The organism is Mesorhizobium sp. CA13 (genome assembly GCF_020165235.1).
GTDB lineage: Bacteria > Pseudomonadota > Alphaproteobacteria > Rhizobiales > Rhizobiaceae > Mesorhizobium.
This window is the reverse complement of the sequence record NZ_JAIUHS010000002.1, coordinates 198,644-224,432: the sequence shown is the minus strand read 5'-3', so window position 1 is coordinate 224,432 and position 25,789 is coordinate 198,644. Positions and strand designations below refer to the sequence as shown.

The window sequence follows — 25,789 nt, the reverse complement described above, 5'->3', positions numbered from 1 at the left end:
GTCGTTCCTCCGGGTTTTCGTGGGTCTTGCCACCCTTGCATTCAAGTCCATGCAGCTTCAAGGCCTGAGATAGGCATAGCCCCGGCTTTGCAGTTCGGCGAGCTTGACGACACCGCCACTGTCAGCCGCATGAAACCCGTCGAGCAGGTCGGCGAGGGAAATATCCATGCCCTGCATGGTGTTGGCGCAGGCATGCGGATCGAGCCCTTGCTGGACGAGACCGGTGAAACGACCGGAGATCGCCGCCGATACCCCCGTCGACTTGAAACCGGCAAGAGCCGGGCCATGGACGACCAGCGCGATATCGACATTGCCGCCAGTGCCTTCGTAGTGGTTCTTGATGTTGCCGAGGACAAAATTGACCTTGTCGAGGTCGCTGAGATGGTAGGCGACCTTCAATCTCGTAGGCCCGGTGGTCGCGGCTTGCGCGGTCCGGAGCCCAATCAGCGTACCGGCTCCGGCGAGAATCGCGCGGAACATGTCGCGTCGGCGCATGACAATGGTCCCCCGTTGACTGATGGCCGCGAATTGCGTGGCCGCGGCGCCGAGTGTAGCATAAATTGATGTCGCGTCCTGCCGATGCGGAGGGGTCACATGGCGTTCGAACAGAGACTGGCAAGCGTCCTGTCCGGAGCGGCTTTGTTGACTCTGCTGGGCGCGACGGCTTTCGCTGACGAGGCCGCCAAGCTCACCGAACTCAGTCCCAACGGTCAGGACGCCTGTTTCGGCCGCATTTACGATGCCAAGCACCTCAAGGCGCATCCGGAGCAGAAGGTGGCCCGGATCTTCTTCTACTATGGCCATGATCCGGTCAGCAGGCCGAACGAGGAACCGGCCGCGAATGCCGACACGTCCTACAATGGCTTCGTCACCACCACGGTGCGTGGCGCCCAGGCTCCGGAATGGGCAGGCGGCTGGTGCAATCACCAATCCGAGGAGGGCACGCCAGGCCCGATCCACTGCGGCATGGAATGCGACCGCACGTTGGCGTCGCTGAAGGTCGACGACGAAGGCCGGCTGATCCTGTCGGACCTGCAGCCCGATATCTATCTCGATGCCGGTTCGGAAGAGGAACTCGGCACCACTGAATACAACAGGCAGGCGCTGGGCTCGCAGGACGACAAGTTCCGCCTCGACCCCATGCCGGCCGCGACCTGCAAGGCGGAATTCGCCCGCATCGACCCGATCGATCCGGCGCTCGGGCCCCGCTGCGCGAGCGGCTGAAGCCGGACCAGGCTTTCTGCTACGGCCGCGACTACGATGCCGCGCATTTCGGCTCGCATCCCGACCAGGTGACGCAGTCGATCCGCGTGTTCCGTGGGCCGGTCGAACTGGCTTCCTTCGCGGCGGGCGGCGACCTTCCCAATTGGCCTGACGGCGCCGACATCGCCGTTTCGGTCACGACGCGACAAAAGTTGGGCAAGGTCACGCAGGCCTATTCCTGCCAGGGCGAGGCCGACCAGTGGCGCTGCGCGGCGAGCTCGAAGGTGAGCGATTTTGCCTGCGACATCGCGCAGAAGGAAATCTTCCTCAAGCGCGGCGCCAACGGCACGATGATGCTGGCCAATCCCAACAACAGCCTGCCCATCCTTGACCTGTGTTCGACCGCGGCCAACGGCAAGACGACGTCCGACGACAAGGTCTACCGGCTGCAGCCGATGCCGCAATCAGCCTGCGCGCCGTAAGCGCCCGCGAAGTCGAGAAGCTTCGGCTAATTTTCCAAGGTCGTGGCGGGAAACCACCTCACGCGAACGGCACCGCCGTCGTGCCCTTGGGCAGCTTGGCTTCATCATCGGGCTCGACATGGATGGTGACGCGCACGGAAGGGATTTCCGCCTGCAGCGCATCCTCGATGCGGTCGCAGATGACATGGCTGGCGCCGACCGACATGTCGGCATCGACGACCAGATGGAATTCGATGAAGGTGGCGCGGCCGGCGATGCGTGTCTTGAGGTCGTGCACTTCGAGCGCGCCTTTGCAATTGGCCGAAATGATGTCGCGGATGCGCATGTGCTCCTGGGTATCGACAGCGCGGTCCATCAGCCCGTTCATCGACGAGCCGATAACATGCCAGCCCTGCCAAAGAATGTTCAGCGCGACGATCACGGCCAGCGCCGGATCGAGGATCTGCCATCCGGTCAGCACCGCGCCGACCAGGCCGGCGAAGACGCCGACCGAGGTCACGACGTCGGTCATGATGTGCTGGCCGTCGGCGACCAGTGCCGGCGATCTTGCGTTGCGCCCTGTATGAATCAGCGCCCAGGCCCAGAAGGCGTTTATGACCGTCGCCACACCGTTGACGGCAAGGCCTTTCCACGGCTGCTCGAGCGGGACGGGATTGAGCCAGGATTGCCAGACCTCGTTCAGGATCAGGAGTGCCGCCACCACGATCAGCACACCCTCCAGAACGGCCGAGAAATACTCGGCCTTGTGGTGGCCGAACGGATGGTCCTGGTCGGCTGGCTTGTAGCTCACCTGGATCGCCCAGAACGCGGCGGCCGAGGCGATGACGTTGACGATCGATTCCAGCGCGTCCGAATAGAGTGCGACGGAACCGGTGATGTACCAGGCGGCAAGCTTGAGTGCGAGCACCACACAAGCGACGACGATCGACCAGAAGGCAAGTTTTGCGACCTTGCGCTTGGTCGCGGCCTTCGCCGCGACCGCCATCGTGTCCCGCGTTTCGACCATCGTCTCTAGGCGGCCTTGTCCTTGGCCTTGCGCGGCAGGTGGGCGACGATGTTCTCGATGATGCGCATGCCGGCATTGTGGCCGAGCGTCATGATCGATTCCGGATGAAATTGCACCGCGGCGATCGGCTCCTTGCGGTGCTCGAAGGCCATGATGACGCCGTCTTCGGTCTCGGCGGTGACCACGAAATCGTCGGGTAGCCGCACCGGATCGGCGAAGATCGAATGGTAACGGCCGACGGTGACTTCCTTGGGCAGGCCGGAGAAGATGATGCCGGGCTTGGAGACGCGAATGCGCGACGGCTTGCCGTGCATGGGAATGTGCAATTGGCGCAATTCGCCGCCATAAGCCTCGGCCAGCGCCTGCAGGCCGAGGCAGACGCCGAAGATCGGCAGCTCGTGGGCGCGCGCTCGTGCGATGGTGGCGGCGCAGTCGAAATCCTTCGGCGTGCCGGGACCGGGCGACAGCACGACGAGATCCGGCTTCAGCCGGTCGAAAACTTCTTCCGGCACCGGGGTGCGCACGGTCGAGACATTGGCGCCGGTCTGGCGGAAGTAATTGGCCAGCGTGTGGACGAAGCTGTCTTCATGGTCGACGAGCAGGATGTTGACGCCGTCGCCGACGCGCGCGGTGGTGCGCTCGGTGCTGGCGGCATTGCCCGTCTTGGCGTCGCGGATGGCGGAGAGCATGGCGGATGCCTTCAGTTCGGTTTCGGCTTCTTCTTCCTCGGGAATGCTGTCGAACAATAATGTGGCGCCGGCACGCACCTCGGCAATGCCGTCCTTGATGCGGATGGTGCGCAGTGTCAGGCCGGTGTTCATGTCGCCGTTGAAGTTGACCATGCCGATGGCGCCGCCATACCAGGCGCGCGGGCTCTTCTCGTTCTGCTCGATGAAGCGCATGGCCCATAGTTTCGGCGCGCCGGTAACGGTCACCGCCCAGGCGTGCGAGAGAAACGCGTCGAAGGCGTCCATGCCTTCGCGCAGCCTGCCCTCGATATGGTCAACCGTGTGGATAAGCCGCGAATACATCTCGATCTGGCGGCGGCCAATGACGCGCACCGAACCCGGTTCGCAGACGCGCGACTTGTCGTTGCGATCGACATCCGAGCACATGGTCAGCTCGGATTCGTCCTTCTTGGAATTGAGCAGTTTCAGGATCTGCTCGCTATCCGAAATGGCGTCGTCGCCACGCTTGATCGTGCCCGAGATCGGGCAGGTCTCGACACGACGGCCGTTGACGCGCACGAACATTTCGGGCGAAGCGCCGATCAGGTATTCGCCTTCGCCCAGATTGATGAAGAAGGAATAGGGCGAGGGGTTGATCGACTTCAGCTTGCGCGAAATTTCGGAGGGTTGGGTCTCGCAGCGTTCGTAGAACATCTGCCCGGGTACGACCTCGAACAGGTCACCGCGCTTGAAGCTGTCCATCGCGCGGCGCACAAGATTGGCGTATTCGCCGGGTTCATGGTCGCCGCGCGGCGGGATGCGGTCGGCGGTCTTGAACGGCTCGGCGATCTCGTCGCGCGGCAGGCCTTCGGTCGAAAAACCCTTGCCGGCGTAGTCATATCGATCGGTCCAGGCCTTGGCCGAATAATGATCGACGACCAGGATCTCGTCGGGCAGGAACAGCACGAGATCGCGCTGGCTTTGCTTGCGTTCGAGCTTGTAGTCGACTGGGTCGAACTGGAAGGCGAGATCGTAGCCGAAGGCGCCGTAAAGGCCGAGATTGGCGTCTTCGGCGGTCTTGAACAAGGCGGTGATGGCGCGCAGCACCGTGAAAACGGAAGGAACGCGGCTGCGCTCTTCCTCGGTGAAGACACGGCCCGGCTTGGCGACGTCGAGGCGGATCAGCTTTTTCGACGCCTCGGCGATCGCGATCTCGGCGATATCGCCGAGCGTCTTGACGATGACCGGCAGAAGCACCTCGCCTCGCCGGTTCAGCGCCTCGATGCGCATGGACCGTCCACGCGCCGAGATCACCAGGGGCGGGTCGATGATAGCGGTGTCCCAACGCGTATAGCGGCCGGGATATTCATAGTTCGAAGAGAACACCGCGCCCCGGCGCGCATTCAGCCCGTCGACATAGGCGTCGATGGCGCCTTCATAAGGCCGGTCGTGGCGCTCGCGGGTGATGGTGATGCCACCCCCGGTCACAAAACTCTCTGCGCCGTTGTCCAGAACCTTCATCGTCATTGCCGTCTCCATCAGCTTCTTGGGCAACGGACCCGGGAATGGCTTTGGAAAAAACAAATGGCCGCCCGGACATTCCGCTGCGGCCACCCTCTCTTTTCACGCGCACGCGTTCGAACAGGCCGCTGTCAGCAGGCCCACCACCAAACGGTCTTGATCGAACGCATGTTCATGGCGATTCCCATAGCGGCGATTGAGCGACCACGCAACTGGATTCGATGGAGGCTCAATCTTCCAGGGTGCCGGACCTTGCGTCGGCGCTCTTCCTGTCGCCCACCAGTTTCAACAGATCCTCGCCGGCGCGGATGATGCGGCGCGAGCGCCGGGTCAGGACGATGCCGGCCTGCGGCGCGAACACCTCGGTGCGGCCATCAGCTTCGCCCGGTGCGTGGACGATGACGGCAAGCCGCGTGTCCTTGGCCACGCGGTCGCCGGGCTCCACGTCGTAAAGCACGGCACCCGCCCGGGGCGCCGGCATCATGTCGATGTTTTCGAGCGGTGCGACAACCCCGGTGAAGGCACCGGGTGAGGGCAGGGCCGGGTCGGCGACCACGCCGCGCGTCGCCAGCAGCCGGTAGAGCCCCGCGGCGTCGGACGCCGCGAACGCGCCATCGACATCGAGGATGCCGCGATATTCGACCGTGGTGACGACGCGCCGGTCGAGCTTCGCCACATCGGCGGGAACGTTCTGGTAGGGCATGATCGAGGCGCCCTCGAAAGTGCCGTCCGTGTCTTCACTCCACAGCACCACCGCCTCGACGCCCATGGCGGCGGCGCAATCGGCCATTGCCGGCCACAGGCTGGTGTGGATGTAGAGATAGGCAAGGCCTTCGTCGTCGCAGTGCAGGTCGAGCACGATGTCGTGGCCGAGCGAAAGCTGCACCAGTCTCGTCTTCAGCCTTTGGTCGGGCGTGCCATGCGCGGTGTCGGGCAAGAGTGCCGCGTCGGGCGCGGCGAGCAGCGGAAAACCGCGGTTGAAGTTGGTGCGCGTGCCCAGATGAAAACGGCCTTGATGTTCGCCGAAATGATACTGGGCGCGTCCGATAGGGTTGGCCCAAGGCACGATGGTGATGTCGCCCTTGATGCGCCCCTCCGCCTCGGCCCTGGCCAGCATCGGCATCAGCGCGTCAATGGCGACGACTCCAGGCAGTTCGCCGGCATGGAGTGCCGCCTGCAGATAGGCCGAGGGTGCGGATTCGTCCGTTCCAGCGAAACGAAACAGCGGGAATTCGTAGGAAACGCCTTCGCTGTCGCCGGCTATGCGTTCGATCGATTTCTGCATGGGTCTTTCTCCGTCGAGAGGCGAGAAGGACATGCCTCTTCGACGGTGCGCTTGTCGATTGGTCCAGACTGTCGCGCTATGGGCGCAAGCAGCTACTGCGCAGCAGGCTGAAAAGCGACGGTCGGAGCACGCCGGTCCAGTGCCCGCGAGGCTATGGCCACGGCAACCGCCAGCAGAGCGAGTGCCGCGCCCACCAGCGGCAGGTTGGCATAGGAAACGCCCCAGGAGAGCGCCACGCCGCCGATCCAGGCGCCGCTGGCGTTGCCGACGTTGAAGGCGCCCTGGTTCAACGTGGCGGCAAGGTTCGGTCCCTCGGAAGCGGCTTCCACGACGCGGATCTGCAGCGGCGGCACGACGACGAAGACGAGCATGCCCCAGAGGAAGACGATGCCGACGGCGACACTGGCGATGGCGCCGAACTGCATGAAGCCGACAAACAGGACCGCCAGCAGCAGCATCGTGCCGATGACCGTCGGCATCAGCTTCCAGTCGGCCAGCCGGCCGCCGATGATGTTGCCGATGGTCATGCCGGCGCCGAACAGCAAGAGCACCCAGGTCACCGCTGAAGTCGAGAGGCCGGACACGTCGGTGAGATAGGGCTTGATGTAGGTGAAGACGGCAAACAGGCTGGCTGAGGCGAGCGCCGCGATCAGCATGGCCAGCCACACCTGCAGCTTGCCCAGCACGCGCAATTCGCCGCGCAGGCCGCCGCCGCTTGGCTCGGTGACATCCGACGGCACCAGCCACGCGATGGAAGCAACCGAGATCAGCCCGATGCCGACCACCGCCAGGAAGGTGGCGCGCCAGCCGAAGGCTTCGCCAAGCGCCGTTCCGGCGGGAACGCCGAGGATGTTGGCCAGCGTCAGGCCGGCAAACATCAGCGCGATTGCGCTGGCGCGCTTGTTGCGGGGTACCAGGCTGGCGGCGACGACCGAGCCGATGCCGAAAAAGGCGCCGTGGCCAAAGGCGGTGAAGACGCGCGCGCCCATCAGCATCCAGTAGTTGGGCGCGATGGCGCAGAGCAGGTTGCCGACGACGAACAGCGCGGCCAGTCCGACCAGCACCGGCTTGCGCGGCAGATGCGCGGTGGCAATCGCCACGATTGGCGCGCCGAAGACCACGCCCAGCGCATAGCCCGTGACCAGCAGCCCGGCAGCGGGAATGGTCACGCCGAGGTCGGCGGCGACCTCAGGCAGCAGGCCCATGATGACGAATTCGGTGGTGCCGATGCAGAAGGACGCAATGGCAAGCGCAAGGATCGGCAAAGGCATGGGAGGTCCAGGCTGAATCGGTTCAAATGGAAACTGCGCGAGCGCTCCATGGCGCACAAGCGCCATTGCCGCAATGCAGCAATGCAGAAAGCGGAGAGCAAAGAGGCACTGGCAGCGGTGCTTGTGCCGTGCCGCCTAAACGACCCTGACCGAACCCAGCCAAGCGGCCGAACCGACCGGCTGAAGCCGAAGTTCAGACCAGCGGCGTCAACTCCTGGGCGATGGTGGGCAGCAGTTCCGAGACATTGGGGTGGATGTGCATGGCGCGCGCCAGCGTGTCCACAGGCGCCTTGGCGTACATCAGGTCAAGCACGCAATGCACGGCTTCATCGCCGCCGGGGCCAAGCACGCAGCAGCCGAGGATTTCCTTTGTGTCGGCGTCTACGAGGATCTTCATGAAGCCTTGCGTTTCGCCTTTCTCGACGGCGCGGCCGACACGGGTCATCGGCCGCTGGCCGACCAGCGCGCGGCGTCCCGATCTCTTCACCGCCGCCTCGGTCATGCCGCAGCGACCGAGCGGCGGATCGATGTAGAGCGCATAGGCCTCGATGCGGTCGCTGACCTTGCGCGGATCATTGTCGAGCAAATTGGCCGCGACGATCTCGTAATCGTTGTAGGACGTGTGGGTGAAGGCGCCCTTGCCATTGCAGTCGCCCATCGCCCAGATGCCGGGCACGCTGGTGCGCAACTGGTCGTCGACGGTGATGAAGCCGCGTTTGTCGACCTCGATGCCGGCCTTGTCGAGACCGAGATCGTCGGTATTGGGCGTTCGCCCCAGCGCCAAGAGCACATGTGAGCCGACGGCCGGCGGCTTGCCGGCGGAGAAGGCCACGGCAATATCCTCGCCCTGCCTGGCGAAGCTTATGGCGTCGGCGCCGAGATGGACCATGATGCCTTCGTTTTCCAGGATCGACAGGATGGCGTCGGACACATCCTCGTCCTCGCGGCCGATCAGGCGCGAGCCCTTTTCGACAATCGTGACCTCCGCGCCGAAGCGCCGGAACATCTGCGCGAATTCGAGCGAGATGTAGCTGCCGCCGACCACCACGAGGTGGCGCGGCAGCACGTCGAGCTCCATCATCGAGGAGTTGGTGAGATAGTCGATGTCGTGGATGCCGGGCAGGTCCGGCACCGAGGCGCGGCCGCCGGTGTTGAGGAAGATCTTGCCGGCGGTCAGGAGCTCATCGCCGACGCGCACCGTGTTGGCAGATTCGAAACGCGCATGGCCGCGATAGAGCGTGCATTTGTCCATGCCGGCGATCCAGGTCTCCAGATTGCCGCGGGCGTCGTTCGACACCTTGTCCTTGCGCGCCTTGACCCTGGCATAGTCGACGCCGACCGGGCCGGAAAGGGTCACGCCATAGTCTGTGGCGCGCCGCGCCAGATGCGCGGCATAGGCACTGGCGACCATGGCCTTGGTCGGCATGCAGCCGGTGTTGACGCAGGTGCCGCCGACCAGCTTGCGCTCGATCAGCGCCACGCTCATGCCGGCCGAGGTCAGCCGGCCGGCCAGCGAAGGGCCGGCCTGGCCACCGCCGATGACGATGGCGTCGAAGGTCTTCGCCGTCATGCCACAGCCGCCACGATCAAGAGGCCGCCGACGATCGCGACCGCGTCCTCGATGAAGGCCGCTGGCTGGTCCTTGCCGAAAGCGGCCGCCAGCCGGCCCCGTGCTTCAGCGCCACCTAGCGTGCCGAGAACGGCACCAATGGCGCCGGCGATCAAGCAGACGACCGTGGCGCCGCTGGTCGCACCGATGACCGCGCCGCTGAAGGCGCCGAGCAGGATGCGGGCGCCGAATTGCTGCGGCACCTTGCGGCTCGGCGTCGACGGCAACTGGTCGGTGACCAGCTCGACGATGGCCAGGATCGTGAAAATGCCGACAGCGGCCCAATGGCTCATGAAGCTGGCCCAGGTGCCGGCAACCGGCAGCCACCCGAGCCAGGCGCCCCAGGCGACGGCGGCCGGCGCCGTCATGGCGCGCAGGCCGGCAATGATGCCGATCAGAAGTGCGAGAATGTAAAGCATGTCGATCCCCCTCGATCCCGGGCCGGGACAGCCCTGAAACGGCAGGCTACCATAGGTCCGGTATTTGGCCAGCACTTGCATCGGCGTTTTCATGCGCCGCAACCGTGCGTGGCAATGATGACGGAGGCACCGCATGGCTGAGAGCGAACGCGCAAAAATGGCGGCGGGCGAGTGGTATACGTGCATGGATGACGAACTGGAGGCGCTGCGCGGCGTGGCAGCGGGCGCCGTATTCGAGCACAATTCGCTTGCGCCCCGTCAGCGCGGCAACATCGGGCCGGCCTTGCGGGATCTGCTCGGTGGCGCGGGCGAGGGCGCCCGCATCGAGGCGCCGTTCCACTGTGCCTATGGCTTCAACATCTTTCTGGGCGGCGGCGTCTTTCTCAATGCCGGCTGCATCATTCTCGACACGGCAAGCGTGCGCATCGGCGAGGGAACGCTGCTCGGCCCCAATGTGCAGATCTATTGCGCCGAGCATCACAGGGAGGTCGCCGGGCGGCAAGCCGGACTGGAAGTCGCGCGGCCGGTCGAGATCGGTGCCAATGCCTGGATCGGCGGCAGTGCGGTCATCCTCGGTGGCGTCAGCATCGGCGAGGGCGCCATCGTCGGCGCCGGCGCGGTGGTGACGCGCGACGTGGCCGCGAACATGACGGTGGTCGGCAATCCGGCGCGGGCGGTCAAGCGCGATTGAATGCCCGCCGACGCTCAGTGCGAAAGGGCCTGCGCCATCCTTTCACCCTGGTCGGCTCGCCCGGAAAATTCACGCCGGTATTGCGCCGGTGAGGTCCTGAGACGGGCCGAAAAATGCTGGCGTAGCGAGGCGGCGCTGCCGAAGCCGGCCTCGAAGGCCACGACATCCATCGATTTTTCCGTCGCCTCGAGCAGGCGCTGCGCCAGTTCGAGCCGTTGCTCGATCAGCCAGTCGCCGAAACTGGTGCCGATCGATTTCTGGAAGCGGCGGGTGAAGGTGCGCCGTGTCATGCCGGCGGCTTCGGCGACGCGGTCCAGGCTGTGCGCTTCGCAGAGCGTCGCACGCACGGCATCCAGTGCTAGTGTGAACCTGTCGGTATCGGCGCTCCTCGCCAGCGGACGCTCGATGAACTGCGCCTGTCCGCCTTGCCGGTGCGGGGAGAGCACGATCTGCCGCGCGAGCCGCAGTGCTGCCTCGGCGCCGTAGCGGGCGCGGATGATGTGGAGACAGCAGTCGAGCCCGGCCGCGACGCCGGCCGACGTCACCACGTCGCCATTGTCGACATAGAGCACCTCGGCATCCACGACGATGTCGGGATGAAGCTTCTGAAGCCGCTCGGCATAGGCCCAATGCGTGGCCGCACGCCGACCGCCAAGCAGTCCGGCAGCAGCGACTGCGAATGTTCCCAGGCAAAGGCCGACGATCAGGGCACCATTGCGGTGGGCCCGCCGCAGTGCCTGCGTCAGCGGTTCCGGCAGCGGGTCTTCGAGATCCCGCCAGCTCGGCACGGTGACGATGTCGGCGCCATCGAGGCCCTCAAGCCCATGCGGCGCGGCGACGCTCAGCCCGGCCTCGGTGTGGACCGGACCGGCCTCGATCGCGCAGATGCGGAAGTCGAAGCGCGGCAGGCCGAACGATGTGCGATCTTCGCCGAACACCAGGCAAGGCACGGAGAGATGGAACGGGCTGATGCCGTCGAAGGCGAGGACGGCGACGATCGGGTGGGTCATGTCTGTGCCAGGGATTTCTGCGCGAGGTTATGCCGGATTGTCCCAATTCTTTCGAATGATGTCAATCGGGCCACTTTCGTCCGATGGTGGCGGACCTATGCTCGGGGCATCACATCAAGCCTGAAAGGAATGCATCATGTCCGAACCAGCCAGCAAGACGCCGCGCCGCGCGCTCGTCGTCGTGGACGTCCAGAATGACTATGACGGCGGCAATCTCGCCATCCAGCATCCGCCGTTCCGCGACAGCGTCGTCAACGTGGCGCGCGCCATGGACGCGGCAGCCGCGGTCGGCATCAAGGTGGTGGTCGTAAAGCAGATGGCGCCGGAGACGTCACCAATCTTCGCCAAGGGCAGCCAAGGCGCGGAGTTGCATCCCGAGATATCGAGGCGGCCACGCGACTACTATGTCGAGAAGACGCTGCCTTCCGCCTTCACCGGCACCGATCTCGAAGAGTGGCTGCGCGCCAACGCTGTCGATACGATCGTGGTGGTCGGCTACATGACGCATAATTGCGACCTGTCGACCATCATCCACGCCGTGCATATGGGCTTTGCCGTCGAGTTCCTGTCCGACGCGACCGGGTCGGTGCCTTACGCCAACAGCGCCGGCTATGCCTCGGCCGAGGAGATTCACCGCGTGGTGACAATCATCCTGCAGTCGCGCTTCGCCGCCGTGCTCAAGACCGCCGAATGGATCGAGTGCCTGAAGACCGGCACCTTGCCGGAACGCGACACGATCTTCGGCTCCAACCAGCGGGCGCTGTCGCGCAACGCTGCGTAGGATTTCCGGAAACAGAAAGGGCGCCGCCTCGCTGCGGCGCCCTTCGCACTTTTTGGAATTGAGGATTTCTAGAACAGGCCTTCGATCTGGCCGGCTTCGTTGAGGAAAATCTTTTCCGACGACGGCGCCCTGGGCAGGCCGGGCATGGTCATGACCTCGCCGCAGATAATGACGACGAAGCCGGCACCCGCCGAAAGCCTGACCTCGCGCACTGGTACGGTGTGGCCGGTCGGCGCGCCGCGCAGGTTCGGGTCGGTCGAGAAGGAATACTGCGTCTTGGCCATGCAGACCGGCAAGTGGCCGTAGCCGGCCTGCTCCCAGGCGTGCAACTGGTCGCGCACCGACTTGTCGGCGATCGCTTCCGAGCCGCGATAGATGCGCTGGACGATGGTGTTGACCTTCTCGAACAGCGGCATGGCGTCGGGATAGAGCGGCGCGAACTGCGAGGCACCGGATTCGGCCAGCGCCACCACTTTCTTGGCGAGATCCTCGATGCCGGCCGAGCCGTTGGCCCAGTGCTTGCACAGGATCGCCTCTTCGCCCATCGAGGCGACATAATCCTTCATCGCCTGGATTTCGCCATCTGTGTCGGAGTAGAAGTGGTTGATGGCAACTACCGCCGGCACGCCGAACTGCCTGATGTTCTCGATGTGGCGGCCGAGGTTGGCGCAGCCCTTCTTCACCGCCTCGATGTTTTCCTTCCCGAGGTCTTCCTTCTTGACGCCACCATTCATTTTCATGGCGCGTACGGTGGCGACGATGACCGCCGCCGCCGGTTTCAGCCCGGCCTTGCGGCACTTGATGTCGAAGAATTTTTCCGCGCCGAGGTCGGCGCCGAAGCCGGCTTCCGTGACGACGTAGTCAGCAAGCTTGAGCGCCGTCGTGGTGGCGACCACCGAGTTGCAGCCATGCGCGATGTTGGCGAACGGGCCGCCATGCACGAAGGCCGGATTGTTCTCCAGCGTCTGCACCAGGTTCGGCTGCATGGCGTCCTTGAGCAGCACGGCCATGGCGCCGTCGGCCTTGAGGTCGCGGGCATAGACCGGCGACTTGTCGCGGCGATAGGCGACGATGATGTCGCCCAGACGCTTCTCCAGGTCCTTCAGGTCGGTGGCGAGGCACAGGATGGCCATGACCTCCGACGCGACGGTGATGTCGAACCCGGCCTCGCGCGGATAGCCGTTGGCGACGCCGCCGAGCGAGCAGATGATCTCGCGCAGCGCCCGGTCGTTCATGTCCATGACGCGGCGCCAGGCAACGCGGCGGGTGTCGATGCCGAGCTCATTGCCCCAGTAGATGTGATTGTCGATCAACGCCGACAGGAGGTTGTGCGCCGTCGTGATGGCATGGAAGTCACCGGTGAAATGGAGGTTCATGTCCTCCATCGGCACCACCTGCGCATAACCGCCGCCGGCGGCCCCGCCCTTGACGCCGAAATTCGGACCGAGCGAGGCTTCGCGGATGCAGATGATCGCTTTCTTGCCGATGCGGTTCAGGCCGTCGCCGAGGCCGACGGTGGTGGTCGTCTTGCCTTCGCCTGCCGGGGTCGGGTTGATGGCGGTGACGAGGATCAACTTGCCGTCCTTGTTGCCCTTCACCGATTTGATGAATTCGGCGGAGACCTTCGCCTTGTCATGGCCATAGGGCAAAAGGTGTTCGGTCGGGATGCCGATCTTGGCGCCGATCTCCTGGATCTGTTTTTTCTTCGCACCGCGGGCGATCTCGATGTCGGACTTCACTTCTGCCATGACGGCTTTCCTCTGGATTGGACGGTGGAGGGGACGGGTTGATCACTGGTGCATGTTCGATACGCCGCGCGGGCAAGGGCATGTTCTAGCCCTCTCGCTGCCGTGGCGTCAACTTTCATGCAACTATGTTTCCTATGAAGAAAATTCCTCTGCGGCGGACCGACCTGCCTCCGGTTCTTTCTGGCTCCGCTTGCCGCGCCGTATAGAAGCCAGAGCGGGGACGCGTCCGCCGTCTCAAAACAGCCGCGCAATGCACGGAATGCGACAGACAAGGCGGCGCGAATCCGCCATCGTCGGCCTAAAGCGCATCGCGCTTCAGGCATTTGTTTCCATACATGCCGTTCTCCCCAGGCCGGGCCACTTTTGGGCCACATGCATTGGGCCGACCAGCCTTACTGCGTCAGCACGTTGCTGATTTCGACCATGTTGGAACGCACCCTGAGCACATAGAAACCCATGGTCGTCAGATGCGTGGGCAGGAGCCAGCCGTCCTCGCGGCCATTGGCGATGATGAAGGGCTGGATGCGCAGCGCCGAGACGAACTGCGCGTCCATCGTATCCCACAGGCTCTGCAGGTGTTTTTCCTTGATGACGTCCTCGAAGTCGGCCTGCGCGCCCTTCATCAGTCCGTAATAGGCGTAGAGCTGGCCATAGGCGAACCAGTAGCGGTCGTCGGCGCGGAAATCGAACCAGCCATTGTTATGGTTTTCGGCACGTTCCTTGAGGATGGCCGAGGTCGAGCCGATATCGCTGGCGATACGGTCGATATATTGCTTCAGATTGTCGGCGCGGGCATCGAAGGTGGCCTGGCAGGTGGCGAGGCGGGCGTTGAAGGAGCGCAGCTTGCGCACGGCGTCTCGATAATAGCTCGGGGTCGGCGTCTTCGGGCCGAACGGGCTTACACCGAAATACCAGGTGTACTCGTCGAATTGCAGATTGCCGCGCGCATCCTGCAGGTCGGCATCGATCTGCGATGTCGTGCGCACACGGCCGAGATTGTCGGCGAGCTCGGTCGCGGTGCGGCGCACCGCCTGGTTGATGCCGCGCTGGAATGAGGCCTTGTTGTCCATCCACGGCGTGTTGTCCCAGCTGATGCCGAACAGGCCGAGCTTGTAGAGGATCATCGACGAGATCCAGGCATTCTGGTTGACGTTGAAGTCGGTCAGGTCGGCGGCAATCTGGGCGATGCCGGAGTTGCCACAGGTCCTGGCAGTGTCGGCACCGGCACCAGCGGCTACCTGTTCGCCCGCCGAGATGTTGCGCTTCTCGAACGTGTAGGTGTCGGGATAGCTCGGGTTGAAATTGTTCCACCACTGGGTGGCGTAGAAGAAATTGGCGTAGAGGCCGAGCAGCACCAACAGGGCGAGGCCGAGCACGGCCTTGAGGATCCAACCGCGCTGCGCATACCAGCGGCCGGCCCACATGAACGGCCACAAGATGACGCCGATCAGGAGGCCGATGCCGCGGCCGATCCATTGGAAAATCCTGACGAAGAAGTTCACGATCGGATCGAGCATGGCTGTGTCACCCCTCAAAGCATAATGTCAAAAAGTTGCGGACTTTTTGGATAACATCATGCGCCAAAACAACAAGTTAGAACGAAATGACGGCCGGTTTCGTTCTAGTCAGTCAGGCCGTAGAGGCGCGTGCGGAACGCCACCTTGTCCTTCAGATATGTGGTTTTCAGAACGTCCACAACATGCGATCGCCAGGCGTCGCTGAAGCCCTCATAATCCTTGTAGAAGCCCTGCTTGTTGAAGACGTAGCGCGAGACGAAGTCCGACGGCACGAAATCCGAGATCAGCCGATTGGTCAGCCAGGCGTCGGGATGGTCGGGCTTGGCGCGGACCACCAGGAAGCGTTGCTGCGGGAACACATCCTCGATCTTGAGATGACCGAGCTGGGCAATCTCGCGCTTGGCGGCGTTGAGGAAGGGAAAATTGCCCTCCTTGGCGATCAGGTCGGCATGGCCCTGGATCCAGGTCTGCAGCCAGACCTTGTCGACGTCGGTCAGATTGCGATCCGGCTCGGCGTCGCGGATCAGCGCGCGCACCACCATCTCGGCGCGGTGCTCGAGATAGCCCGAGGCCTCGACCCAGGAGGCGCGCGGCAGTTCGATGCGGCCGGTGGCGGCGAGGAACTTGAACACCTTGTCGGCGTCCTTGATCGAAAGATAGCTTACCTGCCACGGCCGCGAGCGGCGGAAACCGGGGGCCGCTGGATCGCTGATGACGGTCGTCATGTCGGGGTCGACGAACACGTAGAGCCCGCCGAAATGACTGGTCCAGTAGGCGTTGTGGCGGAAGATCACCTGGTCGGGCACCAGCGCGTTCTCGCGGATGTCGCCGCAGATCTTGGCCAGTTCCACCATGCGGCTGAGCATGGCGTTGTCGCGCCAGGCGTCGGGCTCCTGTTTCAGGCGGTCGACGAGCTTGCCGAGCTCGGCGGCCTTGCCCAGCACATCCTCGGCCGACAGCACCTTGAATTCGACCTGATTGATCGACAGCAGATCCTCGATGTCGTTGACCTTGGGGATGGAATCCTCGATCTCGCCGTAGATGACGTCCTTGATGGTCAGCGCGTCGATGGCGCGCTGGTTCCTGGACATGAACTCGAACATCAGCTGCGAGGTGTTGGAGAAGGCGGTGTGCACCACCGGCAGATCGATCTGCGACGGTGTCAGGATGATGAAGCGGCGATTGACCTCATTGGGATCGAGATAGCCGTAGTCGCCGCATTCCTCCGCCACTTCGGGCGAAAAGCCGGTGCGGTCGATCTGGAAGCTGTTCAGCTTGGTGGGCTTGAGGCCGAAGGCGGCAAGCGCCTTGTTGTAACGCTGGATGAGGTGCGGCTCGTCGACGATGAGCAGCCGGCCGTAGATGAGTTCGTTGTCGCGCAGAAGGTCGGGTTTGCGGGCCATTATTCCTTCTCCCCGTTTATGGGGAGAAGGTGCCCGAAGGGCCGATGAGGGGCACGACCTTTCCTTCTCCCCTTGCGGGAGAAGGTGGATCGGCGCGCTAGCGCCGAGACGGATGAGGGGTGTTCCAGCGGAGTGAGACCTTGGCGTTCCCTGGAACGCCCCTCATCCGTCGCCTTCGGCGACACCTTCTCCCACAAGGGGAGAAGGAAAGGCCGGAGCGCATCACGCATTCCACAGCCCCTTCTTCTTCATCTCCTCCATCTCACGCGCCGCCCGTTCGCGCAGCCGCGCGTCACGCAGCAGCTTTTCCACGGCGGAGTCGTCGGACTTGTCGGCGTAGCGGAATTCGGAATCGGCGTAGCGGTTGATCTCCTGCATGACCATGTCCATCGAGAACGGGCCGCGCAGTTCCTCGATCATCGCTTTCTTCTCGTCATAGCTCTTGTGCATGAAGGCTTCCGGCTTCTCGAACCAGTCGTCGGGAAGCTCGATGTCCATGGCGCGCATCTTGATGGCGTCGGTGACGTTCTTGATGGCGCGGCCGGTGAAGCGCGGCTCGGCCTGCTTGATCAGGTGCAGATAGGTGCCGATGTCGGCCATGGTCTTGGGCGCGCCATTTTCCTTCATGTAGCGCTCATGGACCCGCATCAGCCCGTCCTCCTGCGGCTTCTCGTGCTCCTCATAGGCTTCGGCCACGGCGCGCTGGATCTCCTGCGCCGCATAGAGCTTGTGGTCCCCGAGCGGGATCTTGTGGTTCTTGCCGGCGAGCAGCACGAAGATGTCGATGTAATCGTCACGGGTCTGCGGCCCGTCGACCAGCCAGCGGGCGCCGGCGCGCTGGCGCAGCGCGTCGTCGACATTCTCGGGATAGTTGGAGAACATGCCGAACGAGCAGTTGCCGCGCACCACGGTGGCGGCACCGGCGAAGGCATCCATCAGGACGCCGGTGATCTCCTGCTGGCCGGCCGAGGCGCGGTCGTCGGAGCGCCGCGCCGCAACCTGGTCGATGTCGTCGATGGTGCCGAAGCCGATGACGCGCGGGTTCAACACATTGTTGATGAACTGGCGGCAGTTCTGGCCGGACTTGCCCTGATAGGACGAGATCTGGTCGACGCCGAAATTCTCATAGGCGAAGGGATAGCCGGCGACCTGGCAGTAGCCGTTGACGAGACCGGCGATCATCTGGATCAGCGTCGTCTTGCCGGTGCCGGGCGCGCCGTCGCCGATGAAGGTGAACAGGAAGCCGCCGAGCTCGACGAACGGGTTCAGCTCGCGTTCGAAATCATAGGCCATCAGCATCTTGGCAAGCTTGACCGACTGATATTTGGCGATGTGGTTGCCGACGACCTCTTCCGGTTTCTTGAAGGTCATCACCAGCGGCTTGGAACGTTTGCCCGGCGCGACGTCGAAGCCGTCGAGCGTGAAATCGTCGGCATCGATGCGGATATGGGCGTTCTCGAACGGGCCGATGCCGTCGAAGCGGCCTTTTCGTGCCAGGAGGCCGTCGATGGCGACGCGGGCGAAGGCGCGCGCCCTGGTCATCAGGTCGGCATCGTCGGATGCGCCCGAAATCGCCTTGTCGAGCCCGGCCAGGATCGACTTCACCGCGTCCTGCGGCGTGTCGAAGAGGAAATCCGGCTCGGGAATGTCGTTGGGCGCCTCGCCGTCGCTGTCGATGAGCTGGAACAGATAGGAGGACAGGCTGAAGGCGGCAATGTAAGCCGAGGCCGACAGAAGCTTCTTGAACGTGGCGGCCTCCTCGCCTTCGAGAGGAGCGCGGGTGTTCCTGGCCTGCAGGCTTTCAAGATCCGACCCTTCGGCGAAAACATCCGATATGGCGAGCGCGAGCGCCGTGCCGCGCCGGGCGCGAAACAAAAGTGTGTGCTGCGGGATGGTCAGCAACTGGTCGTCGGGGTGAACGGCGCCGACGGTCTTCGCCAGCTCGACCTCGCGTGTGCGGCGCACCGAACCGACCGAGACGGTGGAGACGAAGCGGCGGTTGGTGCCGGCAAGCGCGGTGCCTGAGGAACTGGACGGGTCTTCCAGCACGACGATGCGGGTGATGAAGCTCTGCGCGATGGCGCGGTGCTTCTCGATCGCCGCTTCCGGGATGGTGGTCAGGCCGGTATCCATGAAGGTTGCTCCGTGGTGTGACGGTCAGACGTCCGAGATGACCTGTCCGTTGGACAGGATGTGGACCTTGTATCGGGAAAAGATCTTCTGCGCTTCGCCCGCGGCATAGAGCGCCTGGTATGCCTCGTGCGGGATCAACGCGTGGTTCTCGTAGCTCGACACGCCCTGGCGCGCGGCCTCGAGGTCGTCGGTGTTGATGAAGAACTCCTGCGTCGTCTTCTCGCTCGAAAACAGCCCCCTGCGGCCGGGTTTTTCGCCCTTGGAGTAGACCTCCTGGATGGTCCAGGTCAGCAGCCAGGCGTTCTCCGGCTTGCGCACCTTGGCCAGAACCTCGGTCACCGTAGAATTGTTGTCGGTGATCCCGGCCGAATAGAAGGGGCCGAGCACGACGCGCCGAAGCTGCTTGGGGTGCAGCGGCTCGAAGTCCTTGTCGAGATTGACGGCGATCGTTGCCGGCGACAGCGTATAGGCCGAGTTCTTTTCGGTGAAATCGTCGAAGCGATGGGCAAGCTCGGGATTGAGCAGGCCATCGACCGGCAATGGAATGTCGATCTGGTCGTTAAGCTTGCCATTGCGGTCGACGAGCTGGCCGATCATGTCTTCGGAGGAATCTTCCACCGTCACCATATAGACCAGCGGCAGGTTGGCGCTGCCGTCGAAGGTCGCCCAATGGACGAGGTAGTAGGGCCGCGCCGTCTTCGGATTGACGGAAACCTTGGCCGTCTGCGCCAGGGTGAAGGGGCCGAAGGTCTGCTCGCTCTTGACGTCCTCGAGATAAAGCCTCTCGGCCATCGACTTCTGCAGCGCTTGGGGGAATTCCTTGTGGCGCAGGATGAAGTCAGCCATCTCCTCGCGCAATTCGTCGGCCAGCGGGATGTTGGCGAGCCGCGTGTCAGCCTGGCGGCGGTCGTTTTCGAGCTCGAGCAGGTTCTGGAACACCGGGAATCCGCTTTCGGCGCGCGAAATGCGGAACGTGTCCATGAAGCCCAGCCGGTTGCGCCAGCAGGAGAACGACTTTTCGAGCCGGGCGATGTATTCGGCGACGATCTTAGCGACGATGCCGTGCCGGTAGAGCGGCGAGCGATCGTCGCGCATGAACACTTCCAGCCCGCCGAGTGCTGCCGTGATTGCCGAGAAATACCGCGCCGCCGCGTCGTTTTCGGAGGTCATGCTATTGGGCCTTGGCATTGTCGCACCGGTGCGGGCGGCAATTACGACTGCACGTAATTGGCCGAATTGTGCTTCTTCAGCACCTCGTCGAAACGGCGGGCGAAGGCGTCGTCGGCCAGCTTCTTGCGGCGCTGGATGTCGGCGGTGGCAACCATGTTCTTCTCGTGCATCTCGAGCAGGTCGCCAATGTGCTTCTGCGAGGCGGCGCCGATGCCGGCCATGGTCTCCTCGGCGGTGTTGTCGACCTGGCTGCCCAGCGTGTTGATCTTGTGGGCCACATCCTGCTGGGCGGCGGTCTTCAGCGAATCCTCCAGTGCCTTGTAGAGGACGATGCGCTGCTCGGTGTCGATGGTCAGCTTGTTGATCAGGGTCGACTGCGCGGCGATCTGGTTGTTGAGCGAATCGACGAAGGTCTGGAACATCGAGGTGTAGCGCTCCAGCGTCTGGCTCTCGGCCAGCAATTCCTGTTCCTTGGCCTGCTTCTCATTGTATTCCGTGGCGAGCTTGGAACGTTCGCCCTCGAGTTGCGTGCGTTCCTTCTGGCTGGTGGAGGCGGCGATCTTGTTTTCGATGTCGAGCAGCATCGGATTGAGCTCCTCGATGCGCTTCTGCACGGTTTCCAGGTTGGACATGGTGGCCTTGCGGCGCTCGATGACCTGCGACTGGCTGGTCTCGGAGGTCTTGTAGCGCTGGTCGAGGACTTCTTTCTGCGCCTTCAATATGCCGACGATGGTGTCGGACTTGACCAGCAGTTCCTGCAGGTTGCCGGCCAGTGACATGTTGCGAACGCGGTCGGTGCGCAGACGCTGCTTGCGTTGGCTGGAGAAGATGCCGATGAAGTTTTCCCAGCCGGTGTAGTTCTTCATGCTCTCGAACTCGGCGCCGAAAACGTTGGTGGCGTCCTCCAGCCCGATGATCAGGTCGGCGATGTTGCCTTCCATCACCTTCTGCTGCTTCAGCACGTCTTCGATGCGGGCGTTCTCGATATCGAAATTGGCATCGCCGATCTTCTTGTCGGCGGTGGCAAGTTTTTCGAGCACGGTGCCGGACTGGTCTATCTTGGTGCGCATGTCCTGGACGACCTGCTTGGTCCTGGCAATTTCGGCATCGAAATTCTGCAATGTCGCCATAAGGGCCTCCCGCTCCGGCATCAGGTCGCTGATTGCGAACAGCGGCGAATATATGTGGGGCTTCAGGGGATTGAAAGACGTGAAGACAGGCGCGCTTCGAAAACAAAAACCTTGCCCACGCCCTTGAAACGCAATCGATCCGCGATCATGGCGAAAGGATCGTTTGGAATACGCGTGGTTCAACTGTCATTGAACTTCAACGTCGGCAAGGTAACGGCCGGCATTCAATCCCCGCTTCCACTCAGGGCTTGGGTTCGGCCTTCAGATAGGCGATGACATTGGCGATATCGTCGTCGTTGCTCAGGCCGGCAAAGGCCATCTTGTTGCCGGGCACTTTTTGGCGCGGCGCCTTCAGATACTCGGCGAGGTTGGCCTCGTCCCAGACGAGACCGGCGGCGCCTGCACTCTTCATCGCTTCGGAGTAATGGCCGAGGAAGCTCTCGGCACTGCCGGCGGCGCGGCCGACGACACCCATCAGATGCGGGCCGACCTTGTCGCGGTCGCTCGCTGCTTCATGGCAGGCCATGCATCGGTTGAAGACCCTCTTGCCCAGTGCCGGATCGCCGCCGGCATGGGCGGCAAGGACGCCGGCAAGCAGAAAGGCTGCGGCAGACGAAGCGGCTCGAAACATGGCTGACCCCGACGAGTTCTGGCTGGACCGAGAGGACGCAAGATAGGGCCGAGGCCTTAACAAACGCTGCATCGCGGCGGATCGCGGAAGACTGCACCGCCCATGGCAGCAAGAGCAGCGGCCGTGATGCCACAGCCCGGTCAAGGCGCGACAAAGCCGATGAAATCCTCGGGGGCGGCGCGACCCATTTCTTCTTCCCAATGGCGACGGCAGAGAGAGACATAGACGTCCTTGCCGATCGCCACCTGTTCGCCCTGCCGGGCGACCTTGCCGTCGGGGCCGAGGCGCACCACCATCGTCGCCTTGCGGCCACAGCGGCAGATGGTGCGCACTTCGCGCAGCTCATCGGCTATGGCCAGCAACGCGCGCGAGCCGGAAAACAGCTTGCCCTGGAAATCCGTGCGCAGGCCATAGCACATGACCGGGATGTCGAGCCGGTCGGCGATCCGGGCGAGCTGCCAGACCTGCTCCTCCTCGAGAAACTGCGCCTCGTCGACGAAGACGCAATGCACGGCACCGTGCTGATGATGTTCGGCGACGCGGGCGAACAGGTCGTCGCCGTCACGAAACATCTCGGCTTCCGTTTCCAGCCCGATGCGTGACGAAATCAGGCCGGTGTCGCCCTTGCGGTAGTGGCCGGCGACGAACAGCATCGTCGTCATGCCGCGCTCGCGGTAATTGTACGATGCCTGCAACAGCATCGTCGTCTTGCCCGCATTCATCGTCGCGTAGTGGAAATACAGTTTGGCCATGGCGCCCTTTTAAGCTCACTTGGCCGGGCGCGGGGAGGGGCCATGGCAGGCCTTCCACCAAAAAAGCCGGCTTGCATGGAAAAAGCGGCAGACGTGTCGCTGATCGGCCAGCCGGCGCCGTTGATCGTGATTGCCTTAGTGCTTGAAACCGCACGAGAATGGTGTTTGGCTGACGAAACAAGGCGGGCACAAGAGCCGTAACTTCGCTTCGCCACAGAATCGAAATGGGAGAAAGTTCATGTCGCGTATGAATTCCTTCGTCGCAGGCCTCGGCCTTGCGGCTTTCTTGTCGACGGGCGCCGCCTTCGCCGGGGATCCGGCAAGCTGCAAGACGGTACGCCTTTCCGATGTCGGCTGGACCGATATCCAGGCGACGACCGGCATCGCCTCGGTGCTGCTCACGGCGCTCGGCTACGAGCCGCAGGTAATCCAGCTGTCCGTGCCGGTGACGATGGCGTCGCTGAAGAATAAGGACCTCGATGTCTTTCTGGGCAACTGGATGCCGTCGATGACCAACGACATCAAGGACTACACGGCCGACGGTTCGGTGGAGACCATCAGCACGAACCTGACCGGCGCCGGCTACGGCATCGTCGTGCCGACCTATGTGGCGGATGCCGGCGTCAAGACACTCACCGACCTCGGCAAGTTCAAGGACAAGTTCGACGGCAAGATCTACGGCATCGAGGCCGGCAATGACGGCAACCGCATCATCCTCGACATGATCAAGAACCCGAAGGACAATCTCGAAGGCTTCGAACTGGTCGAATCCTCGGAGGCCGGCATGCTGACGCAGGCCGAGCAGTCGATGAAGAACAATGAGTGGATCGCCTTCCTCGGCTGGACGCCGCACCCGGTGATGGGCGCCATGAAGATCACCTATCTCGACGGCATGGGCGACAGCGGCTTCGGTGCCGCCACCGTCCACACCAATGTGCGCAAGGGCTACACCACCGAGTGCCCGAACGCTGGCAAGCTCATTGCCAACCTCAAGTTCAACCTGGACATGGAAGGCCAGTTGATGGACGCCATCCTCAAGGGCGGCGACGCCCAGACCGTCGCCACCGACTGGCTTAAGAAAAATCCGGATGCCGTGACACCCTGGATCGCCGGCGTGACAACCTTCGACGGCGGCGATGCGGCAGCGGCCATCAAGACCGCACTGGGAAGCTGAGCCGACCGACTTCGGCATGCGCGCGTGAGAACAAAGGGCAGCCACTGGAAAAGGCTGCCCTTTTTCATATGCTGTGAGAAGATGATTTGACGACAGCGGACACCGTGGCAGGGCGATGCCGGTAGGAGAGGGGGCAAGATGGATCCGATTTCCAAATTCCTGGTCAGCTACAAGATTCCCATCGGCCCATGGGGCAAGGCGTTCTTCGGGTTCCTCACCGACAATTTCGACACCGTCTTCAGGGCCTTTTCCAACGGCCTGAACTTCATCCTCGACGGCCTGGTCGACCTCCTGCTGGTGGTGCCGCCGGTGCTGCTGGCGCTCATCATCGCCATCATCGCCTGGCTGCTGCAGCGTTCGCGCCCGCTCGCCATCGGCGTCTTCCTCGGCCTCATCTTCATCATCAACCAGAACCTGTGGAAGCAGACGGTGCAGACGCTGGTGCTGGTCGTGGCCGCCGCCGCCATGGCGATGGCCATCGGGGTGCCGCTCGGCATCTGGGCGGCGCACAAGCCGAAGATCTACCGCTTCATGCTGCCAGTACTCGACCTGATGCAGACGCTGCCGACCTTCGTCTACCTGATCCCGGTGCTGACCCTGTTCGGCCTCGGCAATGCGCCCGGCCTCATCGTCACCATCATCTTCGTCATTCCGACCGCGGTCCGGCTCACGCATCTCGGCGTCGTCTCGGTGCCCAAGTCGATCATCGAGGCCGGCGAGGCCTTCGGCGCCACTAGGAGACAGCTGTTGTGGAAGGTCGAACTGCCCTCGGCGCTGCCCACCATCATGGCGGGCCTGACCCAGTCGATCATGCTGTCGCTGTCGATGGTGGTGTTCGCGGCGCTGATCGGCGCCGGCGGGCTCGGCACCGAGATCAACCGCGCGCTCGGTTCGCGCCGCATCGATCTCGGCCTCGAGGCCGGGCTCGCCATCGTCGTGCTCGCCATCGTGCTCGACCGCATGACCCGCATTGGCGTTGGAGGCAAGAAATGACCGTCGCCGTCGATTTCAGGAATGTCGATATCGTCTTCGGCGCCGACCAGGCGGGTTCGCTGGCGCTCATCGACAAGGGCGCGACGCGTGCCGAGATCCTCGAGCAGACTGGCAATGTGCTCGGCTGCGCCGGCGCCAGCCTCACCGTGCATGAGGGCGAGATTTCCGTCCTCATGGGTCTGTCCGGCTCGGGCAAGTCGACACTGCTGAGAGCGGTCAATCGCCTGAACGTCGTCTCGCGCGGCCAGGTTCTGGTCAAGGATGGCGACCGCACCGTCGATGTCGTGACCTGCGACGAGTCGACCTTGCGGCGCCTGCGGCAGAAGCAGGTTGCCATGGTGTTCCAGCAGTTCGGACTGCTGCCGTGGCGGACGGTGGAAGAAAATGTCGGCCTTGGCCTCGAACTTGCCGGCGTCCCGGACGCCGAGCGCAAGGAGCGCGTGCACAGGCAACTCAAGCTGGTCAATCTCGAGCAGTGGTCGAAGAAATACGCGCATGAGCTTTCGGGTGGCATGCAGCAGCGCGTCGGGCTGGCGCGCGCCTTCGCCACCGAGGCGCCGATCCTTTTGATGGACGAGCCGTTCTCCGCGCTCGATCCGCTGATCCGCACCAAGCTGCAAGACGAATTGCTTCAGCTGCAGGCCGAACTGAAGAAGACCATCATCTTCGTTAGCCACGACCTCGAGGAAGCGCTGAAGATCGGCAGCCACATCACAATCATGGAGGGCGGACGCATCGTGCAGACTGGCGCGGCGGAGGACATCGTGCTCAAGCCCGCCAACGATTATGTCCGCGACTTTATCGCCAATGTGAATCCGCTGTCGGTGCTCACCGCCTGGAACGTAATGCGCGACCGCCGCGACCTCGAACAAGGCAAGGACGGCTGGGTGTGGCTCGACCGGCGCAAGACGACGCGCTTCAAGATAGACGATCATGGCCTCGTGGCGGCGGCCGAGCGTGACGGCAAGCCGGCGGTATGGGTGTCGTGCGCCGATGTCGAAGGCCAGTCCGAGGAAGCGGCACAGGTGTTCTGGGCCAACCCGGGCACGTCGCTGAAGACGGTGATGCTGGCCATGCACCGGTCGCAGACCGCACCCGTGGCGCTGTTCGACGACCAGTCGCGCTTCGTCGGCGCGATCGGCATCAGGGACGTGCTGAGCGCGGTGCTGCGACGGTAATCCCTCAGTCGCGT

The 25,789-nt window shown here is 63.4% G+C and carries 24 protein-coding genes; 8 read left to right on the top strand and 16 right to left on the bottom strand.

Annotated elements, in window-relative coordinates; all coding sequences use genetic code 11:
* Positions 1-57 precede the first annotated feature (57 nt).
* Positions 58-495, bottom strand: coding sequence for a DsrE family protein (locus LB566_RS06640; RefSeq protein WP_224623804.1), 438 nt, complete (start codon positions 493-495; stop codon positions 58-60).
* A 99-nt stretch (positions 496-594) separates the two neighbouring features.
* On the opposite strand from LB566_RS06640, the gene LB566_RS06635 reads away from it, so the two are divergent.
* On the top strand, positions 595-1,224 hold the full coding sequence (locus LB566_RS06635) for a hypothetical protein (protein ID WP_224623803.1): 630 nt from the start codon (positions 595-597) through the stop codon (positions 1,222-1,224).
* Between the two features lie 68 nt (positions 1,225-1,292).
* Complete coding sequence (locus LB566_RS06630; protein WP_224623802.1) at positions 1,293-1,685, top strand: hypothetical protein; 393 nt, start codon at positions 1,293-1,295, stop codon at positions 1,683-1,685.
* Between the two features lie 58 nt (positions 1,686-1,743).
* Here LB566_RS06630 and LB566_RS06625 read toward each other — a convergent pair whose 3' ends face one another.
* The 6 genes from LB566_RS06625 to LB566_RS06600 all read right to left on the bottom strand — a co-directional run bounded on the left by LB566_RS06625 (position 1,744) and on the right by LB566_RS06600 (position 9,464).
* Complete coding sequence (locus tag LB566_RS06625; RefSeq protein ID WP_411910461.1) at positions 1,744-2,670, bottom strand: cation diffusion facilitator family transporter; 927 nt, start codon at positions 2,668-2,670, stop codon at positions 1,744-1,746.
* 26 nt (positions 2,671-2,696) lie between these two features.
* Positions 2,697-4,886 (bottom strand): anthranilate synthase, encoded by a 2,190-nt coding sequence (locus LB566_RS06620; RefSeq protein WP_224623800.1) that lies wholly within the window; start codon positions 4,884-4,886, stop codon positions 2,697-2,699.
* A 223-nt stretch (positions 4,887-5,109) separates the two neighbouring features.
* Entirely contained in the window at positions 5,110-6,165 is a 1,056-nt protein-coding gene (locus LB566_RS06615; RefSeq protein ID WP_224623799.1) for a succinylglutamate desuccinylase/aspartoacylase family protein, read from the bottom strand.
* Positions 6,166-6,257: 92 nt separating this feature from the next.
* Positions 6,258-7,436: an MFS transporter gene (locus tag LB566_RS06610; protein ID WP_224623798.1), complete on the bottom strand. Its 1,179-nt coding sequence runs from the start codon at positions 7,434-7,436 to the stop codon at positions 6,258-6,260.
* A 193-nt stretch (positions 7,437-7,629) separates the two neighbouring features.
* Positions 7,630-9,006 carry an FAD-containing oxidoreductase gene (locus tag LB566_RS06605; protein WP_224623797.1) on the bottom strand — a complete coding sequence of 459 codons (1,377 nt, stop codon included), beginning with the start codon at positions 9,004-9,006 and terminating at the stop codon, positions 7,630-7,632.
* Complete coding sequence (locus LB566_RS06600; protein WP_224624112.1) at positions 9,003-9,464, bottom strand: DUF4126 domain-containing protein; 462 nt, start codon at positions 9,462-9,464, stop codon at positions 9,003-9,005. The genes LB566_RS06605 and LB566_RS06600 overlap by 4 nt, the downstream gene beginning before the upstream one ends.
* A gap of 133 nt (positions 9,465-9,597) precedes the next feature.
* Between LB566_RS06600 and LB566_RS06595 the strand changes: the two genes are divergently transcribed.
* A complete protein-coding gene (locus LB566_RS06595) occupies positions 9,598-10,155 on the top strand; it encodes a sugar O-acetyltransferase (RefSeq protein WP_224623796.1) in 558 nt (185 codons plus the stop codon).
* 14 nt (positions 10,156-10,169) lie between these two features.
* Here LB566_RS06595 and LB566_RS06590 read toward each other — a convergent pair whose 3' ends face one another.
* Complete coding sequence (locus LB566_RS06590; RefSeq protein ID WP_224623795.1) at positions 10,170-11,165, bottom strand: helix-turn-helix domain-containing protein; 996 nt, start codon at positions 11,163-11,165, stop codon at positions 10,170-10,172.
* Positions 11,166-11,301: 136 nt separating this feature from the next.
* Here LB566_RS06590 and LB566_RS06585 point away from each other — a divergent pair, with 136 nt between their 5' ends.
* The gene (locus LB566_RS06585) at positions 11,302-11,946 is read left to right on the top strand and encodes a cysteine hydrolase family protein (RefSeq protein ID WP_224623794.1); all 645 of its coding nucleotides are present in this window, start codon (positions 11,302-11,304) and stop codon (positions 11,944-11,946) included.
* Positions 11,947-12,014: 68 nt separating this feature from the next.
* Here the strand turns inward: LB566_RS06585 and LB566_RS06580 are convergent, their stop codons facing one another.
* The 8 genes from LB566_RS06580 to LB566_RS06545 form a co-directional block, all read right to left on the bottom strand.
* Complete coding sequence (locus LB566_RS06580; protein WP_140549826.1) at positions 12,015-13,694, bottom strand: formate--tetrahydrofolate ligase; 1,680 nt, start codon at positions 13,692-13,694, stop codon at positions 12,015-12,017.
* A 392-nt stretch (positions 13,695-14,086) separates the two neighbouring features.
* On the bottom strand, positions 14,087-15,211 hold the full coding sequence (locus LB566_RS06575; RefSeq protein ID WP_140516950.1) for a DUF2333 family protein: 1,125 nt from the start codon (positions 15,209-15,211) through the stop codon (positions 14,087-14,089).
* A 104-nt stretch (positions 15,212-15,315) separates the two neighbouring features.
* Positions 15,316-16,614: a DUF6638 family protein gene (locus LB566_RS06570; RefSeq protein WP_140549827.1), complete on the bottom strand. Its 1,299-nt coding sequence runs from the start codon at positions 16,612-16,614 to the stop codon at positions 15,316-15,318.
* A 222-nt stretch (positions 16,615-16,836) separates the two neighbouring features.
* Positions 16,837-18,747, bottom strand: coding sequence for an AAA family ATPase (locus LB566_RS06565; protein ID WP_140549828.1), 1,911 nt, complete (start codon positions 18,745-18,747; stop codon positions 16,837-16,839).
* A 24-nt stretch (positions 18,748-18,771) separates the two neighbouring features.
* On the bottom strand, positions 18,772-19,917 hold the full coding sequence (locus LB566_RS06560) for a hypothetical protein (RefSeq protein ID WP_224623793.1): 1,146 nt from the start codon (positions 19,915-19,917) through the stop codon (positions 18,772-18,774).
* 41 nt (positions 19,918-19,958) lie between these two features.
* A complete protein-coding gene (locus tag LB566_RS06555; RefSeq protein WP_224623792.1) occupies positions 19,959-21,047 on the bottom strand; it encodes a hypothetical protein in 1,089 nt (362 codons plus the stop codon).
* A 241-nt stretch (positions 21,048-21,288) separates the two neighbouring features.
* Positions 21,289-21,678, bottom strand: coding sequence for a c-type cytochrome (locus tag LB566_RS06550; RefSeq protein ID WP_224623791.1), 390 nt, complete (start codon positions 21,676-21,678; stop codon positions 21,289-21,291).
* A gap of 140 nt (positions 21,679-21,818) precedes the next feature.
* Positions 21,819-22,430: a thymidine kinase gene (locus LB566_RS06545; RefSeq protein WP_224623790.1), complete on the bottom strand. Its 612-nt coding sequence runs from the start codon at positions 22,428-22,430 to the stop codon at positions 21,819-21,821.
* 42 nt (positions 22,431-22,472) lie between these two features.
* Between LB566_RS06545 and LB566_RS06540 the strand changes: the two genes are divergently transcribed.
* The 4 genes from LB566_RS06540 to choV all read left to right on the top strand — a co-directional run bounded on the left by LB566_RS06540 (position 22,473) and on the right by choV (position 25,775).
* A complete protein-coding gene (locus LB566_RS06540; RefSeq protein ID WP_224623789.1) occupies positions 22,473-22,631 on the top strand; it encodes a hypothetical protein in 159 nt (52 codons plus the stop codon).
* Between the two features lie 37 nt (positions 22,632-22,668).
* Positions 22,669-23,604: a choline ABC transporter substrate-binding protein gene (locus LB566_RS06535; RefSeq protein ID WP_224623788.1), complete on the top strand. Its 936-nt coding sequence runs from the start codon at positions 22,669-22,671 to the stop codon at positions 23,602-23,604.
* 138 nt (positions 23,605-23,742) lie between these two features.
* Entirely contained in the window at positions 23,743-24,597 is an 855-nt protein-coding gene (gene choW, locus LB566_RS06530; protein WP_224623787.1) for a choline ABC transporter permease subunit, read from the top strand.
* Positions 24,594-25,775, top strand: coding sequence for a choline ABC transporter ATP-binding protein (gene choV, locus LB566_RS06525; protein ID WP_224623786.1), 1,182 nt, complete (start codon positions 24,594-24,596; stop codon positions 25,773-25,775). Before choW ends, choV begins: the two co-directional genes overlap by 4 nt.
* The last annotated feature ends 14 nt before the right edge of the window (positions 25,776-25,789 follow it).

Excerpts from the sequence above, each read along its gene's own strand:
- LB566_RS06640 (WP_224623804.1), bottom strand. The coding sequence starts at position 495 with ATGCGCCGACGCGACATGTTCCGCGCGATTCTCGCCGGAGCCGGTACG.
- LB566_RS06635 (WP_224623803.1), top strand. The coding sequence starts at position 595 with ATGGCGTTCGAACAGAGACTGGCAAGCGTCCTGTCCGGAGCGGCTTTG.
- LB566_RS06625 (WP_411910461.1), bottom strand. The coding sequence starts at position 2,670 with ATGGCGGTCGCGGCGAAGGCCGCGACCAAGCGCAAGGTCGCAAAACTT.
- LB566_RS06620 (WP_224623800.1), bottom strand. The coding sequence starts at position 4,886 with ATGACGATGAAGGTTCTGGACAACGGCGCAGAGAGTTTTGTGACCGGG.
- LB566_RS06615 (WP_224623799.1), bottom strand. The coding sequence starts at position 6,165 with ATGCAGAAATCGATCGAACGCATAGCCGGCGACAGCGAAGGCGTTTCC.
- LB566_RS06610 (WP_224623798.1), bottom strand. The coding sequence starts at position 7,436 with ATGCCTTTGCCGATCCTTGCGCTTGCCATTGCGTCCTTCTGCATCGGC.
- LB566_RS06605 (WP_224623797.1), bottom strand. The coding sequence starts at position 9,006 with ATGACGGCGAAGACCTTCGACGCCATCGTCATCGGCGGTGGCCAGGCC.
- LB566_RS06600 (WP_224624112.1), bottom strand. The coding sequence starts at position 9,464 with ATGCTTTACATTCTCGCACTTCTGATCGGCATCATTGCCGGCCTGCGC.
- LB566_RS06595 (WP_224623796.1), top strand. The coding sequence starts at position 9,598 with ATGGCTGAGAGCGAACGCGCAAAAATGGCGGCGGGCGAGTGGTATACG.
- LB566_RS06590 (WP_224623795.1), bottom strand. The coding sequence starts at position 11,165 with ATGACCCACCCGATCGTCGCCGTCCTCGCCTTCGACGGCATCAGCCCG.
- LB566_RS06585 (WP_224623794.1), top strand. The coding sequence starts at position 11,302 with ATGTCCGAACCAGCCAGCAAGACGCCGCGCCGCGCGCTCGTCGTCGTG.
- LB566_RS06580 (WP_140549826.1), bottom strand. The coding sequence starts at position 13,694 with ATGGCAGAAGTGAAGTCCGACATCGAGATCGCCCGCGGTGCGAAGAAA.
- LB566_RS06575 (WP_140516950.1), bottom strand. The coding sequence starts at position 15,211 with ATGCTCGATCCGATCGTGAACTTCTTCGTCAGGATTTTCCAATGGATC.
- LB566_RS06570 (WP_140549827.1), bottom strand. The coding sequence starts at position 16,614 with ATGGCCCGCAAACCCGACCTTCTGCGCGACAACGAACTCATCTACGGC.
- LB566_RS06565 (WP_140549828.1), bottom strand. The coding sequence starts at position 18,747 with ATGGATACCGGCCTGACCACCATCCCGGAAGCGGCGATCGAGAAGCAC.
- LB566_RS06560 (WP_224623793.1), bottom strand. The coding sequence starts at position 19,917 with ATGACCTCCGAAAACGACGCGGCGGCGCGGTATTTCTCGGCAATCACG.
- LB566_RS06555 (WP_224623792.1), bottom strand. The coding sequence starts at position 21,047 with ATGGCGACATTGCAGAATTTCGATGCCGAAATTGCCAGGACCAAGCAG.
- LB566_RS06550 (WP_224623791.1), bottom strand. The coding sequence starts at position 21,678 with ATGTTTCGAGCCGCTTCGTCTGCCGCAGCCTTTCTGCTTGCCGGCGTC.
- LB566_RS06545 (WP_224623790.1), bottom strand. The coding sequence starts at position 22,430 with ATGGCCAAACTGTATTTCCACTACGCGACGATGAATGCGGGCAAGACG.
- LB566_RS06540 (WP_224623789.1), top strand. The coding sequence starts at position 22,473 with ATGGCAGGCCTTCCACCAAAAAAGCCGGCTTGCATGGAAAAAGCGGCA.
- LB566_RS06535 (WP_224623788.1), top strand. The coding sequence starts at position 22,669 with ATGTCGCGTATGAATTCCTTCGTCGCAGGCCTCGGCCTTGCGGCTTTC.
- choW (WP_224623787.1), top strand. The coding sequence starts at position 23,743 with ATGGATCCGATTTCCAAATTCCTGGTCAGCTACAAGATTCCCATCGGC.
- choV (WP_224623786.1), top strand. The coding sequence starts at position 24,594 with ATGACCGTCGCCGTCGATTTCAGGAATGTCGATATCGTCTTCGGCGCC.